Annotated in this window: 14 protein-coding genes and 1 pseudogene; 7 read left to right on the top strand and 8 right to left on the bottom strand. The window is 52.6% G+C overall.

Annotation, left to right across the window (positions count from 1 at the left end):
* Positions 1 to 51: 51 nt before the first annotated feature.
* Together JT51_RS10425 and JT51_RS10420 are read left to right on the top strand one after the other, a co-directional pair.
* Positions 52 to 1,074: a hypothetical protein gene (locus JT51_RS10425; protein WP_037311530.1), complete on the top strand. Its 1,023-nt coding sequence runs from the start codon at positions 52 to 54 to the stop codon at positions 1,072 to 1,074.
* Between the two features lie 376 nt (positions 1,075 to 1,450).
* Entirely contained in the window at positions 1,451 to 2,377 is a 927-nt protein-coding gene (locus tag JT51_RS10420; protein ID WP_037311527.1) for an ornithine cyclodeaminase family protein, read from the top strand.
* 327 nt (positions 2,378 to 2,704) lie between these two features.
* Here the strand turns inward: JT51_RS10420 and JT51_RS10415 are convergent, their stop codons facing one another.
* The 4 genes from JT51_RS10415 to JT51_RS10400 form a co-directional block, all read right to left on the bottom strand.
* Positions 2,705 to 3,715, bottom strand: a complete 1,011-nt coding sequence (locus JT51_RS10415) for a DUF2955 domain-containing protein (RefSeq protein WP_037311524.1) — start codon at positions 3,713 to 3,715, stop codon at positions 2,705 to 2,707.
* The gene (locus JT51_RS10410) at positions 3,705 to 4,661 is read right to left on the bottom strand and encodes an HlyD family secretion protein (protein WP_160175176.1); all 957 of its coding nucleotides are present in this window, start codon (positions 4,659 to 4,661) and stop codon (positions 3,705 to 3,707) included. Before JT51_RS10410 ends, JT51_RS10415 begins: the two co-directional genes overlap by 11 nt.
* 104 nt (positions 4,662 to 4,765) lie before the next feature.
* Positions 4,766 to 5,845: an AI-2E family transporter gene (locus tag JT51_RS10405; RefSeq protein WP_037311520.1), complete on the bottom strand. Its 1,080-nt coding sequence runs from the start codon at positions 5,843 to 5,845 to the stop codon at positions 4,766 to 4,768.
* A gap of 179 nt (positions 5,846 to 6,024) precedes the next feature.
* Positions 6,025 to 6,291: a potassium channel family protein gene (locus JT51_RS10400; protein ID WP_235216149.1), complete on the bottom strand. Its 267-nt coding sequence runs from the start codon at positions 6,289 to 6,291 to the stop codon at positions 6,025 to 6,027.
* 176 nt (positions 6,292 to 6,467) lie between these two features.
* Here JT51_RS10400 and JT51_RS22415 point away from each other — a divergent pair.
* A pseudogene (locus JT51_RS22415) lies at positions 6,468 to 6,608 on the top strand (integrase core domain-containing protein); the annotation flags it as partial.
* A 482-nt stretch (positions 6,609 to 7,090) separates the two neighbouring features.
* The gene (locus JT51_RS10395) at positions 7,091 to 8,725 is read left to right on the top strand and encodes an amidohydrolase family protein (RefSeq protein WP_037311517.1); all 1,635 of its coding nucleotides are present in this window, start codon (positions 7,091 to 7,093) and stop codon (positions 8,723 to 8,725) included.
* Positions 8,726 to 9,232: 507 nt separating this feature from the next.
* Here the strand turns inward: JT51_RS10395 and JT51_RS10390 are convergent.
* Together JT51_RS10390 and JT51_RS10385 are read right to left on the bottom strand one after the other, a co-directional pair.
* Positions 9,233 to 10,726, bottom strand: coding sequence for a DUF1254 domain-containing protein (locus tag JT51_RS10390; RefSeq protein WP_037311514.1), 1,494 nt, complete (start codon positions 10,724 to 10,726; stop codon positions 9,233 to 9,235).
* A 28-nt stretch (positions 10,727 to 10,754) separates the two neighbouring features.
* Positions 10,755 to 12,248: a DUF1214 domain-containing protein gene (locus tag JT51_RS10385; protein ID WP_037312139.1), complete on the bottom strand. Its 1,494-nt coding sequence runs from the start codon at positions 12,246 to 12,248 to the stop codon at positions 10,755 to 10,757.
* A gap of 125 nt (positions 12,249 to 12,373) precedes the next feature.
* Here JT51_RS10385 and JT51_RS10380 point away from each other — a divergent pair, with 125 nt between their 5' ends.
* The gene (locus JT51_RS10380; protein ID WP_037311512.1) at positions 12,374 to 13,159 is read left to right on the top strand and encodes an AraC family transcriptional regulator ligand-binding domain-containing protein; all 786 of its coding nucleotides are present in this window, start codon (positions 12,374 to 12,376) and stop codon (positions 13,157 to 13,159) included.
* Positions 13,160 to 13,215: 56 nt separating this feature from the next.
* On the opposite strand, the gene JT51_RS10375 is transcribed toward JT51_RS10380, so the two are convergent.
* Together JT51_RS10375 and JT51_RS10365 are read right to left on the bottom strand one after the other, a co-directional pair.
* Positions 13,216 to 14,567, bottom strand: a protein-coding gene (locus JT51_RS10375) for an IS3 family transposase (protein ID WP_419177295.1) whose coding sequence is annotated in 2 segments (ribosomal slippage) — positions 13,216 to 14,229 and positions 14,232 to 14,567 — 1,350 coding nt in all. Because the reading frame shifts where the segments join, the coding sequence is not laid out codon by codon here.
* Between the two features lie 275 nt (positions 14,568 to 14,842).
* Entirely contained in the window at positions 14,843 to 15,547 is a 705-nt protein-coding gene (locus tag JT51_RS10365) for a hypothetical protein (RefSeq protein ID WP_037311509.1), read from the bottom strand.
* A 644-nt stretch (positions 15,548 to 16,191) separates the two neighbouring features.
* Between JT51_RS10365 and JT51_RS10360 the strand changes: the two genes are divergently transcribed.
* Together JT51_RS10360 and JT51_RS10355 are read left to right on the top strand one after the other, a co-directional pair.
* Entirely contained in the window at positions 16,192 to 17,019 is an 828-nt protein-coding gene (locus JT51_RS10360) for an NYN domain-containing protein (protein WP_037311506.1), read from the top strand.
* Positions 17,020 to 17,188: 169 nt separating this feature from the next.
* On the top strand, positions 17,189 to 18,280 hold the full coding sequence (locus tag JT51_RS10355; RefSeq protein ID WP_037311503.1) for a hypothetical protein: 1,092 nt from the start codon (positions 17,189 to 17,191) through the stop codon (positions 18,278 to 18,280).
* Positions 18,281 to 18,323: the final 43 nt, after the last annotated feature.

The following is an 18,323-nucleotide window of genomic DNA, read 5'->3' as shown; positions in this document are numbered from 1 at the left end:
GCAGCGCAGGGGTCGACCATCTCTCGCCAGTTTCTATTCTGGGGCAATACGATGATCCTCTACAAGACAATCGCGTTGCAGTATGGGCGCTATCTCGAAACCGGACAATCCGGAGACGAATACGATCTCTTGGCTCGCTTGGGTTCAACAGAAGAAACCCGCTCACAACGGCAAGGTATTCTAAACGATCTCGCTGCAGCCCGGATTTACCTGCTCGACCACCGCGCTGCGAACTACCTCGATAGCCTGCGAATGGACGTCCAAGGTATGCCATGGGAGGATCGGCCTGAAGTTCACATCCAAGGTTACGTCCGCGAAGTTGATTTCCCGCAGGACTTGGTTTGGGTCGAATATGACAGCCGAAAACTCTGGGAGGACCGCATTGCGCGAGGCCTGACAACCATGGGCGAGAAGGAGCTCAGCAACAGGCATCAACAAGGGTTCTTATTCGACAATCGGTCTCCGGACACGATGACCGTACGGCTATTTTCTGCCATGACTGATCGCATTTTCTTGGACTCGCCCCTCACTCTGGTTCTGAACAAATCGCAAGGTGGCCGCCCCGAATTCGACAGCGCGAACTGGCAACTTCAAAACAATGTCATAATGTCACGTGCGCAACTCGCTTCTGGCGACCAGCAGTACGAACTGAAGGACCACGTAGAAACGCACAAAGGTCATCTAACCTACGAGATGGTGATTGGTTTCATGCTTTTTGCGGCGCTGGCTGCGCGCGAGGACGATCTACTATCGCGTGAAGCTCCAAGCCTCTCGACCTCGCAGGCGAAGGCGGCACGAAAATTCGGAAAAACCTGGATGACCGAAACGCTCCGGTCGCATGTTACAATTCAGATCGGGCCTGCTGGCGAACGCCACCTGATCGAGCGCGAGGCACGGCGACAGTTCGAACAGGCGCAAGCCTCTGGGCGCGCGACACCGGTGGAGCACTGGGTCGCTGAGCATGAAAGACACTATTCGAACGGAAAGGTCGCGCGGATCCGCGCGCATAAGCGGGGCAAACCTGCAGATCGGGAATTGCCGGTGCGGGTGTTGGGGCCGCGTATAGAGAACTGAACTGCCTGGCGTCTATTTTCGGTCCGGTCTGTATCTAAATTGACGAGCGGTGCCGTTGAGACGGCCCATTGCCGACATTAGATCAGGCGTCACAATGCTGCGGGCGCAGCCCGCTTTGCCGCCATTCGCTGCACCAGCGAGAAGGGAGGCCTGTCAAATTCACACAAGGCGGACAAAGCAAGCGTTTGGCTAGGTTCATATTTTCAGAAAAGTGCAGCCGCATTTATCTTCTGCGCATTAGATCAGGCGATTGAAAGTTACAGCTTAAATACTTCGGTGAAAGTAAACCGATAGGAAGAACGGCCGAAGATAATGTATTCAGTCAAAAAACCAAATTTCTTAAGTGAGGGACGCCGTGACTTCTGAGAACGCGCTAATGTATCTGTCTGACGGCGACCTCGGGGGTTTAGGCATCCAACCTTCTGAAGTTGCCGATGCCATCGAGTCTGCTCTAGTAGCCAAGGCCGACGGAAAGCTTCACACTTCTCCCAAGACAGTCATCTTGCCCGGCGATGGTCGCTACGCAATGTCTACCTTGGCAATGGGAGATGATGGATTCATCGTGACCAAGCAGGTTACAGTGTGTCCGGAAAACCCGGCGAGGGGTCTTCCCGCGATAAACGGTGCCATCATGGTTATGGATGCGCAAACCGGACTACTTCGCGCGGTCTTGGGCGCGAATTGGATTACGGCCGTCAGAACTGCGGCTCTGTCAGTCGTGGCAGCGCGTCGGCTTGCTGACCCTGATGCCGAGACGGTGGCTTTTGTGGGCGCGGGCGTGCAGGCTCACTCCCATCTAGCAGCGTTTTCAGAACTGTTTCCCCTGAAACGAATCCGCGTGTTCGGGCGTGGCAAAGAGAATGCCGACAAGCTTTGTCGTTACGCTCGGGGTATGGGTCTCGAAGCTGAAACATGCGCCAATGCCAGGGACGCTTTGAGTGATGCCGAACTGATAGTGACATCGATAACGTTGGACTACTCTATTGAACCCTTCTTGGATGCCCGATGGCTGAAGCCAGCAGCCTTCGCCACTATAACTGATGCTTGTATCCCGTGGGTGCCGGCGAGCATGACTGCTTTCGAAACGGTAATTGTCGACGACCGTTTGCAGGAGTTGGAAAGCGACAAGCCTATGTTGCCATACGAGAAAATTGCTGGCGATCTGACGGAATTGGTAACTGGCAAAGTCGAAGTCCGAGCACGCAATAAACCGGCGGCTTTTGCTTTCAGGGGGATTTCATTGGGGGATTATGCTGCATCGGTCCTCGCGGTTCGCCGGGCCACCGACACACTAGTGAAGTGAGGCCAAAGACAGGGACATCCACTTTGGATCTAGATACCGAAATGGTCGCTTCGGGCTCATCGCAGGCTTCCGAGGCGGCGCAGCATGGGCCCCTGCCCCGCAAGCAACTAATCTCGTGGAAGGGCCCATTCCGGACCTTCACCCACTCTTAGCAATGCTGCGACGCGGCCCGTCGAAGGAGACTTTCGCTGCAGTGCTGCAATCGTGGGGTCAGCAATTTCACAGTGTGCGGACAATGCTGACGTCTTTCGGCCCAGATGAATTATGTAGAAATGGTCAAACCGGGAACTCTACTGGTTTCAGCGCGAAGCCTTGTTACAACAAACGTCAATGAGCCGTCTGGCGCTCTTTTTCCGGCCAGAATTCATCCACCACGACATATGCGATGATTACAAAAATGGCGGCGCTGGCAACTTGCAAAACTCGAGTGATGCTCTTGACGTCCGCCTCGTCTGAAAACGGTGCAACCGACCCGCCATATACGATCAGGGCCGTTGTAATTGCTGAACCGGCAGCGGCGGCGAGCGCGGCTTGAGATTTACCTAGTGCTCCGAGTGTCAGGCAAAAGAAAAAACACAGCAGAATGGGCGCCAGAAAAACCGGAGCTATTACGTTTATTTCATAGCAAATGATGGATACTGCCGCCCCAAGGAGGTTTGCCGTCAGCATGGCTTTTGCAACGGTTTTACCCGCAGCAGGCATCGCCGCAAGCTGTTGGCTCAGCAGCGCGACAAAGAACAAAACCAGCAATGCAGACGCGCCGGAAACAAAAAACGCCATTGCAAACGGTACTGTGACAAGAGACATCCTGACTATTCGACGATGCGGGTCGAAACTCGCCTGCGAAACAGCTTTTTTTTGAGCCGCCGTTTGAAGTTCAGCGGGTATCAACACGAACATCAGTGTCGATACGAAGCCTGCGAATAGCAGGTTCAACGGTATCCAATACACGAGCACCAAAGCCAGGTCGTGTGATTGCAGGACTAGGTTCGGAATCATCAATGCGCCCATGAGGGCAATGACACCCGGTAAAACTCCGGCGCCTGAAACTGACCACATGAAAGACAGGATTATTCCAATAGCCACCAGCATAAGAAACACAAGCGGATATGGTGAGAAGATTGACGACAACAGGAACGAAATGAACATCAATCCAATAGAGAAGACAAAGAGCTTAGCAAAAGCTGCCAAAGGCAATGCGGCAGGTGCTTGCAGGAAAAGGGCGGCGAACACCGCCCCAACGACGGCAAGCGGCCACCCAAGAAATAGACCCAATGAAAAGACGCTGGTTACACCCAGCGCAAGCCGGGTGACAGAGCGTTGGTCCTCAGTACGCATAGGACAGAATTGAAACCAAGCGGATGTAGGTACGACCTACCAGGTTCAGCAACGAATTGTCACTTAGATACATGATCACATCGGCTTGCCCATTCAACTGAAAGCGAAGGTCATCTTCGGTGCTTCCCGCTTCATAGCCGGGCAAAACGATCCTGACCGGGAATCTCTCAGGCTCCCGCAAAAATCCTTTGGTGCTTGGTGGGCTCGCCAATTGCCCGGGCACATCACCGCCGCTTAGGGAAACCGCCGCACTAAAGCTCTCAATAACGCCCGGAACAATCTGACCTGGATGCATATCCAACACCACGTCAACTGGAGAACCTATCGAGGCTCTTCCTAGGTTGTTCTCGGTGAAATACGCCTCGATCCAGACATCAGTTGCGTCCAGAAACGTCAACAAATCCTGACCCGACCGCGCATATGTTCCGGGGGCTATCAGCAAATTAGAGATGACACCTGTCGCCGGAGCACGCAGTTCAGTCCATTCCAGGTTCAGTTCCGCATCCGCCAAAGCGGCCAACGCGCGTTGGATTTTCGGGTTTTCAATCCCGTCGTCACCAAGCCTCTGTTTTGCCTTTTCCAGATCAGCATTGGCGTTCTCATAGTTTGCCTCAGACTCTGCCAGTTGCCCTCGGGCGTCATCAGCCTTTGAGACTGCAATCAAACCTTTCTTTTCGAGCGCAAATACGCGTTCCGTTTGAATGCGCATCGTATCCAGATCGCTCTGCGCCCTTGCTAGTTTGGCTTGTGCCGCTCTTACCTCTGCCGAAGATGCGCCCACTTCTTGAGTGGCTGCTTCGAGGTCAGCTTCTGCCTTGTCGCGCTGAATCTCGTAGGGTCGCGCGTCGATCCGGACAAGGACATCTCCGGCCGAGACAATCTCACCATTTTCGACCAATACTTCAGTCACGATGCCAGTCACCTGCGGGACGATCTGGGTCGCCACGGTTTTTACTCTGGCGTTCCCGGTAAATGGCGTTTTCCGATCAGCGACCAAATACCAGACAAGAAAAATCAGAATGACAGCCAGGGTTGTCCATATCGTCTTCCTCATTTCGCCGCACCCTCAGCAACGCCCTCGGCTTCGGACGACGTATCAATCCACACTTTGAACAGCTCATAGAAGACAGCGAAGAGAACCGGCCCCATAAAGACGCCGATCAATCCGTACGCCATCATACCTCCGAGAACACCGATGAGGATGACCAACATGGGGGTCTCAAGGCCTTTTGAGATGAAAACGGGTCTTAGGAAACTGTCCATTATCATGACTGGAACGGCCAAAACGGTGAAGATCAAAGCAGTTCCGCCGGACATGGAACTCCATGCGTAGATAATTACCGGTATAAGAACTAATCCGGGCCCGATTTGGATGATCGAGAGTATTAGGCAGATAAATGCCAGCGTGGCGGCCGAAGAAATCCCAAACAAAGCCAATAGTATCCAAACGCAGACAGCCTGAATGGCTGCTACGCCAATCACGCCTTTTGTAACGTTCCGAATTGTTGCGCCTGCCAGTGTTACGAATTCTCCACCGCGCGGAGCGAAAACACGGTTGGCAAAGCGTTGAAGACCCTGGACCAAATTTGGCCCTGGGCTGAACAACGCCCCCATAATCAACACGGACAGAGCTAAGCCAAGAAGCCCGATGCCGATGCCCAGCACCTTCCCGAAGAGCGATTTGGTTATCTCAAGGATTTGCGCGCCGTATTTTGCAAGCGCGCCGTCAAGATTGCGCTCAAACATTCCCCAAACATCAGCGATTTTGTCTCCCACCAAGGGCAACTCCTTGAGTCCCTCGGGCGCAGGTGGGACTTTCAACTCACCTTTGTCTGCTTGTTCCGCGAATTCAGACCCAAGTTCTGCGGCACCAGACACCGCAGTTGCGACTGGCCCGAGGGTTAGAACAAGGCCCAACAAAACCAAGATCGTCGTGGCAAGTTTTTTCCGCCCTCCCAGTTTGGACTGAAGCCAATCAAATGCCGGGTAAAGCGCCACACAGAGGATCGTTGCCCAGATAACCACGCTCGCAAGCGGGGCCACCATGACCAGGGCGCTGTAGAGGAATAGTCCGAGAAAGAGCAATCGTACCGCTAGATCGACAATCTTTGCGTCTTGGGTCTTTTCCATTCCATCCCTCCATATGTTTTTTGAATGTTACACTCAAAAAACATAATATGTAATTTTTTTGAATTTTAGTGATCATCTATCAGCTTGAAGACACAAATGAATCTGGATCACGGCTTGAGGTTCACAGGCAGACTAATGCTTGTGCACGAACTCGGCTTGGCTCAATTGAGTGTGATCTCTTATTCCGCTTTTTTGTCGTCTTGGGACAAGATTGTATCTGCCACTGTGGTCGCCGCGGTCACGAAGACACCGAGACCTACAATGATGTATACCATTGTGAAGATCTTTCCTGCCGCGGTTTCAGGTGAGAAGTCACCAAACCCAACGGTCGAAATCGTCACGACAGAAAAGTAGATGGAGTCGAGCCAACTCCAACCTTCGACAAAGTGGTAAAAAACCGAGGCCCACAAGATCATTCCAATAGTGAAGGCAAGAATACCTTTCACTCTACCGTCCTTTAAAGCGATGCCCATCCCACGTGTTATTCTGGTTAGTGAGTTCATCGTGTCCTCATCATTTAAAGAATTCACATATAGCAGTAATTGTATGAATGTATGAAATCGAAAATTTCGGGCCACCAGTAGTTCGAGAAGTGCTCAATGCCGAATAGTTCACCACAACCGAGCAGGCCCAGATCGTCATCAAACACTGGCTCAAGCTGTACAATCATACCCGCCCTCACCAGGCGCTCAACATGCGTCCACCAGTGTCGGGAACCATATTAGAAAAACGGCAAACCAGTGGCGCAGATACAGGGGGCTAGACAACTATGCTTCCAAAAAGCGATTTCTGCTTTGGGCTCACTGCTGTCGTTAAATCGATCGCAGCAAGTTGGCAGAGGTTCCCAGAGCCGAAACTGTGAACGGCCCATTGCGGGCTTTGGCCTGCCTCCTCTTCCGCTGCGGTGCGGCCCGTCAAACCCGCCGTTCGCTGCAGATGCAAATTCAATCCGAGAGCGAACTGGTAGTGAGCGGACACAGCGGGCTTTCGCTGCGCGGACGACTTATTGCCGCTTTAGGATTTTGTACGTCGTGGGCTCTGGCACTCTGCTGGCACACTTGCCATCTTTGTTGTCACGCAGACACCTCTCCGAGTGTGCAGACAGAGACCAGTTCATCGGTTGAACGACTTCGTCTTGTGCAAACCATCACAATAAGTAGAGTTTGTAGTTGATACACAAACGATTGCTCGGCCCGCCCAACTTGGCGAAAAGCCGCAGCAACGTTCTGGAATTGGGATAAGTTCATGGCTACTGCTCGAAATGCGTTCTTCTTAGCTTCAACGGTTATTGGGGCAGCGTTGTTCACAGCCTCTGGTGTGTTTGCCCAAGACTACGATCTGGTAATATTGAATGGCCGTGTCATGGACCCGGAAACCAGATATGACGCGATTGCAAATGTGGGCGTCAAGGACGGTCAGATTGTCGCCATTACCAAAGAAGATTTGTCGGGCGCCGAGACTATTGACGCTACGGGTCATGTGGTTACCTCTGGCTTCATCGATCAGCATTTTCACTGGACCCGCCCGGTCGGATATAAGCTTGCACTTCGCGATGGGGTCACCACTGCAATGGACCTCGAAGCCGGGGCCGATGGGCGTTTCATAAATGAATGGTACGAGATGCACGCAGGCCGTTCGCAGGTGAACTACGGCACGGCGTCCAGCCACGAATTCGCCCGCGCTGCCGTGCTGGATGGCCATTCCGGCGGCTTTGATGCCCCGGGTGCCGTGTTAAGTGCGCGCGGCGGCGAAAACTGGGCTGACGGAGTGTTCGACCTGGAAACCGGCAACGAGGCCTTAGGGATAATCGACGAAGGATTGCGCCTTGGTGCCGTTGGCGTTGCCTCAACCGTCGGCTACTTCCCCGGCGCAACGGCCAGAGAGATGTTTGAGGTGCAGCGGCTCGGTGGTCACTATGATCGGGCAACTTTTGTTCACACCCGCTATACGCCGGGAACATCGACAACCACGGTGAACGGAATACAAGAAGTGCTGGCGAATGCAGCGGCTCTTGACGTCCCTTTGAGTGTAAACCACTTCAACAATGACGGCTGGCGGCAAGTTCAGGAGCTGATCATCGGGCTGCAAAACCAAGGCTACAATATCTGGGGCGAATATTATCCCTATGCCGCCGGGTCCACCACAATCAACGCCGCGTTTGTGGCCCCGGAAGTTTGGCTTGATGAACTCGGCAACAAATATGAAGACACCCTGCAAGACCCTGAGACCGGTGAATTCTATGATCGCGCCCGCTATGAAAAAGATGTGGCGGAAGACCCAACCAAGCAAATCATTCTCTACAAGATGCCAGTTGAAGACATCCCGGCTTGGGTGGCGCTTCCTGGCGTCGTTATGGCCAGTGATGCAATGATGGTGCCAGGCGATTGGGACCAGCTTCCCTGGGACATCGCCTTCGAGGATATCCCAAACGCCCACCCTCGCACTGCCGGGTCGCATGGCAAGAGCCTTCGGTTGGCTCGCGAATATGACATACCACTGATGCATGTTCTGGCAACATTCAGCTACAACGTGGCCAAACATTTGGGCGACACAGGGCTGAAATCGATGCAGGCCCGTGGCCGAATGCAAGAGGGAATGGTTGCCGATATCGTTGTGTTTGATCCCGAAGGCGTTGTTGATAATTCGGACTACAATGTCGGCACTATGCCGACGACTGGCATCCCATATGTGGTCGTGAACGGCACAGTCGTTGTCAAAAATAGCAAGGTGCTCGCAGATGTGTTCCCGGGCGAGGCAATCCGCTTTCCTGTACAGGAAGAGGGTCGTTTTGTACCCTTGGACGAAAGTGTCTGGGCGCGTGATAACCTGAATATGCCAGAGGCATCTCACGAGCTGTACGAAGACATTACTGCTGACTAGCAGTGGGCTTATTCCGACATCTTCGCCGAACGGTCCATGAACGGCTGGTCCGGGTTCTTAATCTTTCGCTATACCGAGCACGAACTGGTGGGACGCGGGGCAAGGGGCAAAGTGTGAGTTCGCTTCGTCTATGCCTATGCCCTCTACCCGTCTGCATCACCCACCGCGCGCGCCAGAATCCACTCAATTCCGCGCAGATAGTCTTTGATTGTTAGCGGGTTGTTTTCGCCGTTGGTCACAGAGAAGACGAAGCCGTGCGTGTAATCAATCAAAAGGTGCAGGAGGACGTTGTTCTCATCACCATTGTCGAGTTGTCTTGTGCATGTCCGTAACTCATTGGTAAAATGGACAATTGGTCAGCTCGCGGCATCCGTCACTTTGGGCTCAGAGCCAGATATCGCCGTTCTCTGCCAGAATGCCCTATAAGAGATCACGTACGGTTCAGGACAATTTTGCAACACGGTCAACCAGACAATTCGCCGTGCTGCCTGACCGTTTTGTTCGTTTTTATTCGACCAGGACAAAGTCTCCTGGCTTCCATGTTTTTTCGAACCAGGGCTCAAGCGGGCCGTAAAGGCGCATCATCACGTTGAAGCTTTTGCCCGGCATGGTCTGCGCCCAGTTGTTTTCCCAACCTTCGGGCGCTTTCGGCCCAACATAGACCGTAAAGCTGCCATCGTCGTTCTGACGGATGCCATCGCGGTTTGAATCGATGCCGCCAGACTGTTGATCCGTTTCCAGAATTGATCGTGTTTGACCGCTATACAACATAAACGACCAGAAGTTCTTTGCGGGAACAGGGGCGGGCAGAGTGACCTTGTAGGTTTTCGAGCCGTCCAGATAAGCGCCTGTCTCGTCGCGGGCGGTCATAGCATAAACGGACCCCGAACCGACCGGAGGCGCAGTCATCGCAGGTGTGATGCCGGTTGCCATGTAGAAGAAATAGGTTCGATCATCCAAGATACGGGCACCGTTCTCCAAGAACTCATAGCTTTGGCGCTGGAAAGGAGAGTTCCACTGGCGGTCCTCGTAGAAATACACGCCCGGATCGCGAGACGCATAGGTAATCGCGCGTGCTGTTGCATTGGCGATGGCGGCTCCTTCACGCAAAATCCCCTGCATCCGTTCATCAGGATTAAATGCTTCGCCCTTCCTGATCCCAATAGATGCAAACACCCCCACGATTTCTGGCGCGAAGGCGCCAACCGGATTGTTGTCGAGTGCGACGTGGATCTCCTCGTAGAAGTCCTCGTTGTTGGCGTGGACGGTATTGTATTGCACACCGGAGACATTGATGAAGGTCTCTTCCGGTGGGTTGTCGGCTGCGCTGAGGGGGTAGACGTTCAGGCCAGCCTTGATTTCCGCAACCGGACCAGCGGTATCGCCATCCGTGCCGGGGCTGCGGCGCAAGAGCAACCAGTGCTCGTAGGTCTTGGTGCGTAGTTCGAAATAGCCCTCGGGCACCGGCGTGTCATCGTCGTTGTGCAAAAGAAGATATTTGCCCCCTTTGCCCTTGTCCGCTCCCAGAGCACCGATATCGGCAACGTAGTCAAAAGCGGCGTCATCCAGCAAGCCAAGCAATCCGGGCGGAACCTGAATGACCATGGGGCCCTCGGAAATGTCGACGTTCGAGCCGATATAGATGGTGGTTGTGTTGGGGGTCAGCCAGATCGATTTCGCGTCCATCAGCGTCTCAGTGATGACAATCTCGTTGGGCTGGGCACCCACGTCTTCATAACCTTGGAACATACCCCGTAACGAAGCAATTTTGGTGCCATCAAGGAACGCAGTGGTTGCCCTGATCAGGTCGAGGTTGTCGAACACCTTCTGAGTGGTTTCCTGCGAAGGCATTCCGTCGAAAAACTCCAGAGTGCCGAGTGTTTCGGTCTCAACAACATCTGGAGTCTTTACGTTGTCAGGAACATCGGCGGCAAATTCCTGGCCCAATGCCGGTATCGCAAGAGAGGTGGCCGCAGCGGCCAATAACAGTTTGGTTTTCATGGTGTTTTTCCCAATAAGGATCGGTAGGTTAATCGAGCTTCTCAAGATCAGGCAGCATCCAACCGCTCTGCAACCACCCCTCTTCGGGACCATAGAGGCGGAACAGAAGGAAGTAGCTTTCAGGTGTGGGAATCCAATTGCTTTCGTGCCCTTCCGGCGCCTCGGGGCCGAAATAGATGTCGTAAGAGCCATCTTCGTTCGCTTGCATCGTATCGGCATCACGCGAGGACAGGCCAACCGGATTGACATTGCGGATGAAGCTTTTGGTTTCCATCGAATAGACGATCACCGACCAGAAATCTTTGGCTGGCGTATCCGCTGGCACGTTCAGCTTGTAGTTGGCGTTGTGATCATACATGTCGCCGTTTCTGTCGCGCAGACCGGTCAGGTAGAAGGTGCCACCCCCCAGATTCTTGGGCAGGTATGTGATCCAGAAATAGCTTCCGCCTGCGCGGTCATCGATCAAAACTTCGGTGTCGGTTTCATAGGGAAAGCCAATCTCGGCCTGACCTTCGGCAAAGTCCCAGACAAGCCACTGGTTCTTGAGCTTGCCAGCCTCATCTATCCAAAGTGGGACAGTGGAAAGACCCGGCTCGACGAAGTAGCGCTGCATGGCCGCATAGGCCAAAACCAGCCCTTCATTCATGGCTTCGCGCTGGCGCTCGTTTGGTTCAAAGGGTTTGCCTTTTTCGATCCCCAGATCTTTGAGGAAGTTCACCATGATCTTGTCCTGAGGACGGATCGGGTTGTTCTGGACGTAGTCGTTAATGTCCTCAAAGAACGTATGATTGTAATAAGGCAGCGAGTCGTAGGGGACTTCTGAGGCCTCGTGATAGATGTTGGGGGGCGGGTTGTCAGCCTCAGACAGGTAGTAGATCCTGATGGTCTGAGCATAGTCGGCGGCGTCCAGATCAGTGGCCCCGTTGTAAAGGCGTGGACGGAACGAGAAGCCGTATTCGTAGGTGTCGGTTTCGAAAGGGAGGTAGCCGGCGGACCTCATATCCTCAATCGACATGTCTCCGTCATAACCGGGAGGGATCATAAGGTATTTGCCGCCTTCGCCCTTGTCGAAGCCATCTGGCCCGACATCGGCAATGGGCTGGTCCCATGCGTTCACGATGGTGCCAAAGTAGCTGACATTATCTGTTGCCGCCGGAACTTCGATAACCAGCGGCCCCGGTTCTGAAGTCATCGAGGCCCAGGCATAGGCAGTCACATCGTTGGCTGTGAGGAAACCGTGTTTGGAATCGAACGGTTTATTGAGATAGACCACATCGTTGTAGTCACCGCCAAGGTCCCGGCGAATGCCTTTGAGAAAGTCGATCATCCCAGCGGCGGGCATGCCCCAAAGCGCAGTCTGCGTCGCGCGCTGCACCATAATCTGGTATTCAATATCCTCGACCTCGGCCGACCGCGCCAGAATATCTCCGGTGTCATTAAAGGTTTGCGCTTGAGCAGAAAAACCTGCGAGCAACGTTCCCGCAGCGAGTGCGAAAGTCGGCAGGAATTTGAAAAATGGCATCGAAACCTCCATCAAAATTTGGGAAGCATAAAACAGATATGAATATGGCATATGAGTGATTGTCAGAAATATCATTTCACGACAGACTGAAAAAAAGGAGTTTCGAACTGTCTAATCCGCCTGCCATGATCACTGCCAAAGCACTGGGAGCAATGCCCGACTTTGCAATCGCTGTACTGGGCGAACGTAAAACGCTTCGTCTGTTGTCTGACGCGGGGTTGGCTGAAAACTTGATCAGAGAACGGCTGGGTTACATTCCAGAGAACGCGCTTTGTGAATTTGTGACCGGAATTGGTCGTGCACTGGGAGAGGAACACCTTGGTCTGCTGTTCTCACCGTACCTGACCGTCGAGGATTATGGCGCATGGGGGAAATTTGTACTGTCCGCCCCCGATTTGGGAACCGCCCTCTTGCGGGCGCAACGTGAAATGCGATTGCATTCGAACACCGACCGGGTCGAATTTGTTAACCAAGGCAACACCATATCATACGCATATGAATTCGGTTTGAAGCATCATCCCAGTTACCCCGATATGGCCTACAGCGCAGTGGCCGCAATGCTGAGCATCCCGCGATCATATCTTGGACAAAGTTGGTCCCCCTTAAGGATTGAGTTTGATTTTCCAGAAGAATGCGGGAGTGTACAGGCCGAGGGGACATTCGGCTGCCCAACTTTGTTCGACCGCCCCAAGCTACGACTGGTTTTCCCGAAGTCAGTTCTAACTGCACCGGCACTGAAATCTGACCTCGCAATGCCGGTAACGCGAAGTGATATCATCCGGGAACGCCTGTCACCGCCAGCTAACATGCTTCAATCAATTCGGGCTGTCTTGGATATGCAAATTGCTGACCGCGATGCATCACTCGAACGTCTGGCGCATGCAATAGGTATTGTGTCCGTCGTCATATAAAATGGGACATCAGAGCGGCTTGATTATTGGAGGCTCTGGTTCGTTAACGTGATTGATTATGCGGCTTGTTTTTGATGTTGCAAGCGGCGCTGTTGGATTGTCAGCTTCTTGATCTTTGCCCTTTCTCTGATGATGGCTTTGTCACGCCCGAAGTAGACGTCTGCCGGTGTGACGTTGTTCAGGCTCTCGTGGTATCGCTCGTTATTGTAGTAATCGACGAAAGCCTCGATCTGACGTTCCAGATCGCCGGGCAGGTAGTAGTTTTCCAGCAGAACCCGGTTCTTCATGGTTTGATGCCAACGCTCGATCTTGCCCTGGGTTTGCGGGTGGAACGGAGCGCCGCGAACATGGCCCATCTTTTGGTCTTCCAGCCATTCGGCCAAATCGCCGGAGATGTAACAGGACCCATTGTCACTCAGCAGGCGTGGCTTGTGCCGAACGATGGCCTGGTCGCATCCAGATGCCGCCAGAGCCAGTTCGATTGTGTCAGTCACGTCTTCGGCCCGCATGTTTGTGCAGAGCTTCCAGGCAACGATATAGCGGCTGAAATCGTCCAGGATCGTGCTGAGATAAAACCAGCCCCAGCCGATGATCTTGAAGTAAGTGAAGTCGGTCTGCCACATCTCGTTGATGGCGGTGGTTTTATCCGTGAACTCGTCGGCTGCTTTGATCACGACGTAGTCTGGTGCGGTAATCAGATCAGCTTCCTTCAAAAATCGATAAGCAGATGATTCAGAAATAAAATACCGCTTTTCGTCGGTGTATTTGACCGCCAGCTCCCGTGTCGTTAACACCTCATGTTCCAACGCAAACTCGATCAGATCATCCCGCCTAGCTTGTGGAATGCGGTTCCAGACAGACTTTGGGCAAGGTGAGCGATCCGCCAGGGCATCAAAGCCGCCTTCGACATAGCGATCATACCAACGATAAAATGTCGTGCGGGGGATGCCCAGCATGTCCAGGGTCTGCTTGGTGGGCAGATGGGACCCCTCAACGGTGCGGATGATCTCCAGTTTCTCAGAGGCAGGGTATCTCATTCCTCGAACTCCCCAGCCCCTGTCATGCTTTTTTTGAGCAGGCGGTTTTCAAGGGTCAGATCGGCGACGCATTCCTTCAGTGCCGTCGCCTCGGATCGAAGCTCCTTCACTTCAGGCGACGTCGCTTGCCGGGCTGTATCGCCAGACAGACGGCGTTTCCCGGCTTCGAGGAACTCCTTTGACCAGCTGTAATACAGGCTCTCAGAAATGCCCTCGCGCCGACACAGTGCCGAGATGCTTTCCTCACCACGAAGACCCGCCAAAACAATGCGGATCTTCTCCTCCGCCGAATAGGTTTGCCGCGTCTTGCGGCGGATGGTTTTGACCAACTTGGTAGCCGAAGCTTTGCTGGTTCCGGATTTCTTGTTCATCTTCACTCCTTGACGGTTACGATGAACCAGAAATCCTCCGTTGTTCAAATCCTCAAATCTGTCCCACAGGTGCTGACGTCAAACACTTTGGGCTCGAGACCAGACCTCGGATGCAAACGGTCAGGCAGTTTACCACTCAACGGCTGGAGTGCGCAGAAAGCGGACTTTTCAATGTGCCCCTGCAAATGCGATATCTATGGCAGCGGAAACCGTTTCTATCACGAAGGCAATGAGTTTACATCTGATTGACTGCAGATCGCTATTTCCAGAAAACGTCAACTTGCAGCTTGATCTTTGCTTGTATCGTCGATCTCGAACCACTCAGGCGGTACCGTCACAGGCTTTGTCCCGTCAGCGTGCAAAGCCAGTGTCTCGATCAGATCGCTCAGGTGCTGAATGGCTTCGATCATTTCTACGATCGCAAATAACACTACAGGCTGACCGTTCTTGTCTTTACCGAAGATCCCGAGACTTTCCATAACGGCTTCGCGCTTCTTCAGTTCTCTATGGTAGTGAAAGGCATTCAACCAATCCATGACAGATCTGTTGTCTACAGGAGGTAAGCCAAGTGGGGTAAAGATCCGTGCACCCTGCATCCTTTTGAGGTCAAATATAGATTTTGCGTCATCTATCTGCTTCCGTAAAAACGCATGATCGGCATAGCGTTTGAGAACTTTTGCCATGGCGTAGAAGCTCACATCCTGGTCTTTTTGCAGTACAAAAGGCCGGAGTTTCATGAGCATGTTCCCAACGGCCTCGGGATCAACTTCACGCGCTTTGGAACTTATTCCGTGATTCCTCGAAACCGTGAGATTTATTGAGCCACCCATCTCCTTTTGAACAAAGGCTGTGTTTCGGAGAGCGTTAGCTTCCTGAACGAACCGGAGAGCTCGATCCCATTCCTCGGATGGAACAAAAAACTCTGCTATCGTTTGCGCGGAATTATCCTCTGCTCGAAGTAGTATTGTAAAGCTTTTCATGGCGATAACTCCCTTGATCAATGAACTCAAAGCACAACAGAATGGCGGTTTCAATGTACCCATCAGAATTGGGCAGGGCACCTCATGTCAGGATCCTTGGCACCCGCTTAGCGCTCATCCGAGTCTGTTGATAAGATGAAGGAGAAATAGTGTTGCTAGTTACCTAAAACCGAAGGGCCGCCTGAGGCGACCCTTCGGCAAGCCTTAAAGCCCGATGGACCTCACCAGCCAGCTCAGGATCTGAAAATCCACCGTCGCCTGGACGCGGTAAATCGCGCCTTCAGAATTGCTGGCTTCGATGATGAACGTTGCTCGCATAGGCGTGCCTCCTTCATCTCGTGGGCGGGGTCCCTTAAGGTAGCAGCCACCACCCATTAGGCCAGTTGCCGGATATTGTGCCATTTACGCATGTCGGGCTCCGGCAGCCGCTGCTATGACAGCTCTAATTTGGAGGTAGACCAGCTTCATATCAAGCTGGGTAGCAGTAGTTTTCGAAATTCTTGTTACCCATTTCTACCATTTGTTATTGAAAATTCAGGATCCTGTGCGATATATGAACTATCCGCCCTGCCACAGTAGGTTTCTCCACCCATCTTGGAGAGATACCGAACGGCGGGGCTTTTTGCGTTTGGTGGATTGTTTTTATGACCAGAGTCCGAAAAGTTGCGGTGCTGATCGATGGTGGTTTTTTCTATAAGCGTATCAAAAAATGGTCAGAAATTGATCGCGACGATCCCGATCTAGTTGCTAAAGCAGCTCAGGCTCTTTGCAAAAAGCACATTATCAAACTGACAAGATCTCCGCTCAATGGGGGTGAATGGCTCGATCATGTCTATCGGCTGTTCTACTACGATGCAGAGCCGTTCGAGAAACAAACTCATCATCCGCTCAAAAATCAGCTCGTGAAATTTGCCAATACAGATGAAGCCAAGTTTCGGCGCGAGCTCTTCAACGAAATCCGAAAGAAAAGAAAATTTGCTTTGCGCTTGGGCTCTTTGAAGGAAGAAGGCTCCTGGACTCCTCACAGTAGGCACCAAAAAGGGTTGCTGAAGCTGTGGCACCATCGTGAGTACCTGGCGGAACTGGCTAACAATCCTGACGCCTACGACGCAGATAAATCGGCCGAAGCCCTCAAAGCCTTAGAAAAATGGACCGCATTGGACGAAGATGGTGTGCACTACCCACTTCGTCAAAAAGGTGTTGATATGCGGATCGGCCTCGATATTGCGTCGATGACACTCAAAAAGCAGGTGGACACAATAGTTCTAGTGACAGGCGACAGTGATTTTATCCCGGCTGCCAAACTGGCCCGTCGCGAAGGTGTCGAGGTAATTCTTGACCCGATGTGGCAGAGTGTCGAAAGCGATTTAAGTGAGCATGTTGACGGGATTAGTTCGGGGTTTGTGCAACCCGCACCCGGAGTGAATCCAATCAACGCGGAGTCGCGGCAGGATCAGGAATCTCAAAACTGAAAATGCACGATTATCTCAAAGCTGAGCAAGAGGAGGTGTCGCCTTGAGCGGATTCACTTGGGAGCGAGAACCATTCACGCGATGCTCCAAGTGCGGGCATACAACTATGGGAATTCTCTCGGTCGGCGGGCACTTACTGACAAAGCGTTGCGCGAATTGTCGAAACACCATGCAAATCCCATTGCCGGAATTGGACAAGAAGGCGATCTACCTAGACCAATTCATGTTTAGCATGATCTACAACGTCAAGAACGAAGGAAACCTTCCGAAGGGTCATGAAGCTTTTGCGAAAGAGGTTTACGCGCTGCTAAGGCGGTGCGTTCTTCTACAGCAAGTCTTCTTACCTCACTCTGATATCCACCACGATGAGACAACGGTCTTCCACAGTCCCATCGACTTGCGCGGCTTGTATGAGTTCTTTGGTGGCGACGTTTCTCTGATGGATTCTCGCGATGTTGAGCTTTTGCAGGACATTCAATTTGCAAAGGCCTTCTTTGATGACAAAGAACCAGACGTTTCTCTTGGTTTAGATGAGATAGCAGACAGTCGAAGAAACGAATGGCTGCCCGACATGCACGTAGGCGTGCGGGCTGACTACAGCCAATTTGCGGACCACATACGATCCGTGAGGGGCGAAGTGCATGATGCATTAAAGCACCTCGCGGACACTTGGATTGAGAAAAAAGCAACGTTCGAGGGCGTTCTCGAAAGTGAGTCCTCGGCAATTGGGCCAACAAAGGAGCAGGCCTTTGCGAAGTGGTTTGAGGAAGTCTCAAATCCTGATCCAAGCGACCCAATGGCACTCTTCGAGAGTTCTGGCAGGCCTATATTTCGTGAGTATCAAGAGCTTTGCCACCTTCTTGAAGATCGGGGAGTTGAAGAAGATCAGCACTTGGTTGCAATCATGAAGTTTTGGAATTGGGAACGGCAAAGGGAAATACCACACCAAAAGATATCATCATACCTGTTTGCCGCTGTGGCTAGGCGGGTCGTAATGGGCGAGAAGAAAATAGTCGATCGTGGGCTCGTGAATGATGTGAGGACAATATCGACTTACGCGCCTTACTTGGATGCGCTCTTTGTTGACAAGCGCTGCGCTGCACTATTGAAGGAAGATCCGCTTAGGACTGAGTTGGAGTACAAGGCACGAATTTTCTCCCTGAACGATCCAGATGAATTCTTGGGTTACCTGAGGGAGATAGAAGGCGGAACGCCGGATGAAACTCGTGAATATGCCGCAATGATTTACGGTATTGATTGAGTGTGGCCAAGGTCATCGCAATCGCTGATGCAATTGCATCGAA

This window comes from Ruegeria halocynthiae, from assembly GCF_000743705.1.
Classification (GTDB): Bacteria; Pseudomonadota; Alphaproteobacteria; order Rhodobacterales; family Rhodobacteraceae; genus Ruegeria; species Ruegeria halocynthiae_B.
This window is presented reverse-complemented; position numbering and strand designations above follow the sequence as displayed.

Excerpts from the sequence above, each read along its gene's own strand:
- JT51_RS10395 (WP_037311517.1), top strand. The coding sequence starts at position 7,091 with ATGGCTACTGCTCGAAATGCGTTCTTCTTAGCTTCAACGGTTATTGGG.
- JT51_RS10425 (WP_037311530.1), top strand. The coding sequence starts at position 52 with ATGATCCTCTACAAGACAATCGCGTTGCAGTATGGGCGCTATCTCGAA.
- JT51_RS10390 (WP_037311514.1), bottom strand. The coding sequence starts at position 10,726 with ATGAAAACCAAACTGTTATTGGCCGCTGCGGCCACCTCTCTTGCGATA.
- JT51_RS10405 (WP_037311520.1), bottom strand. The coding sequence starts at position 5,845 with ATGGAAAAGACCCAAGACGCAAAGATTGTCGATCTAGCGGTACGATTG.
- JT51_RS10355 (WP_037311503.1), top strand. The coding sequence starts at position 17,189 with ATGCAAATCCCATTGCCGGAATTGGACAAGAAGGCGATCTACCTAGAC.
- JT51_RS10385 (WP_037312139.1), bottom strand. The coding sequence starts at position 12,248 with ATGCCATTTTTCAAATTCCTGCCGACTTTCGCACTCGCTGCGGGAACG.
- JT51_RS10380 (WP_037311512.1), top strand. The coding sequence starts at position 12,374 with ATGATCACTGCCAAAGCACTGGGAGCAATGCCCGACTTTGCAATCGCT.
- JT51_RS10415 (WP_037311524.1), bottom strand. The coding sequence starts at position 3,715 with ATGCGTACTGAGGACCAACGCTCTGTCACCCGGCTTGCGCTGGGTGTA.
- JT51_RS10360 (WP_037311506.1), top strand. The coding sequence starts at position 16,192 with ATGACCAGAGTCCGAAAAGTTGCGGTGCTGATCGATGGTGGTTTTTTC.
- JT51_RS10420 (WP_037311527.1), top strand. The coding sequence starts at position 1,451 with ATGTATCTGTCTGACGGCGACCTCGGGGGTTTAGGCATCCAACCTTCT.
- JT51_RS10365 (WP_037311509.1), bottom strand. The coding sequence starts at position 15,547 with ATGAAAAGCTTTACAATACTACTTCGAGCAGAGGATAATTCCGCGCAA.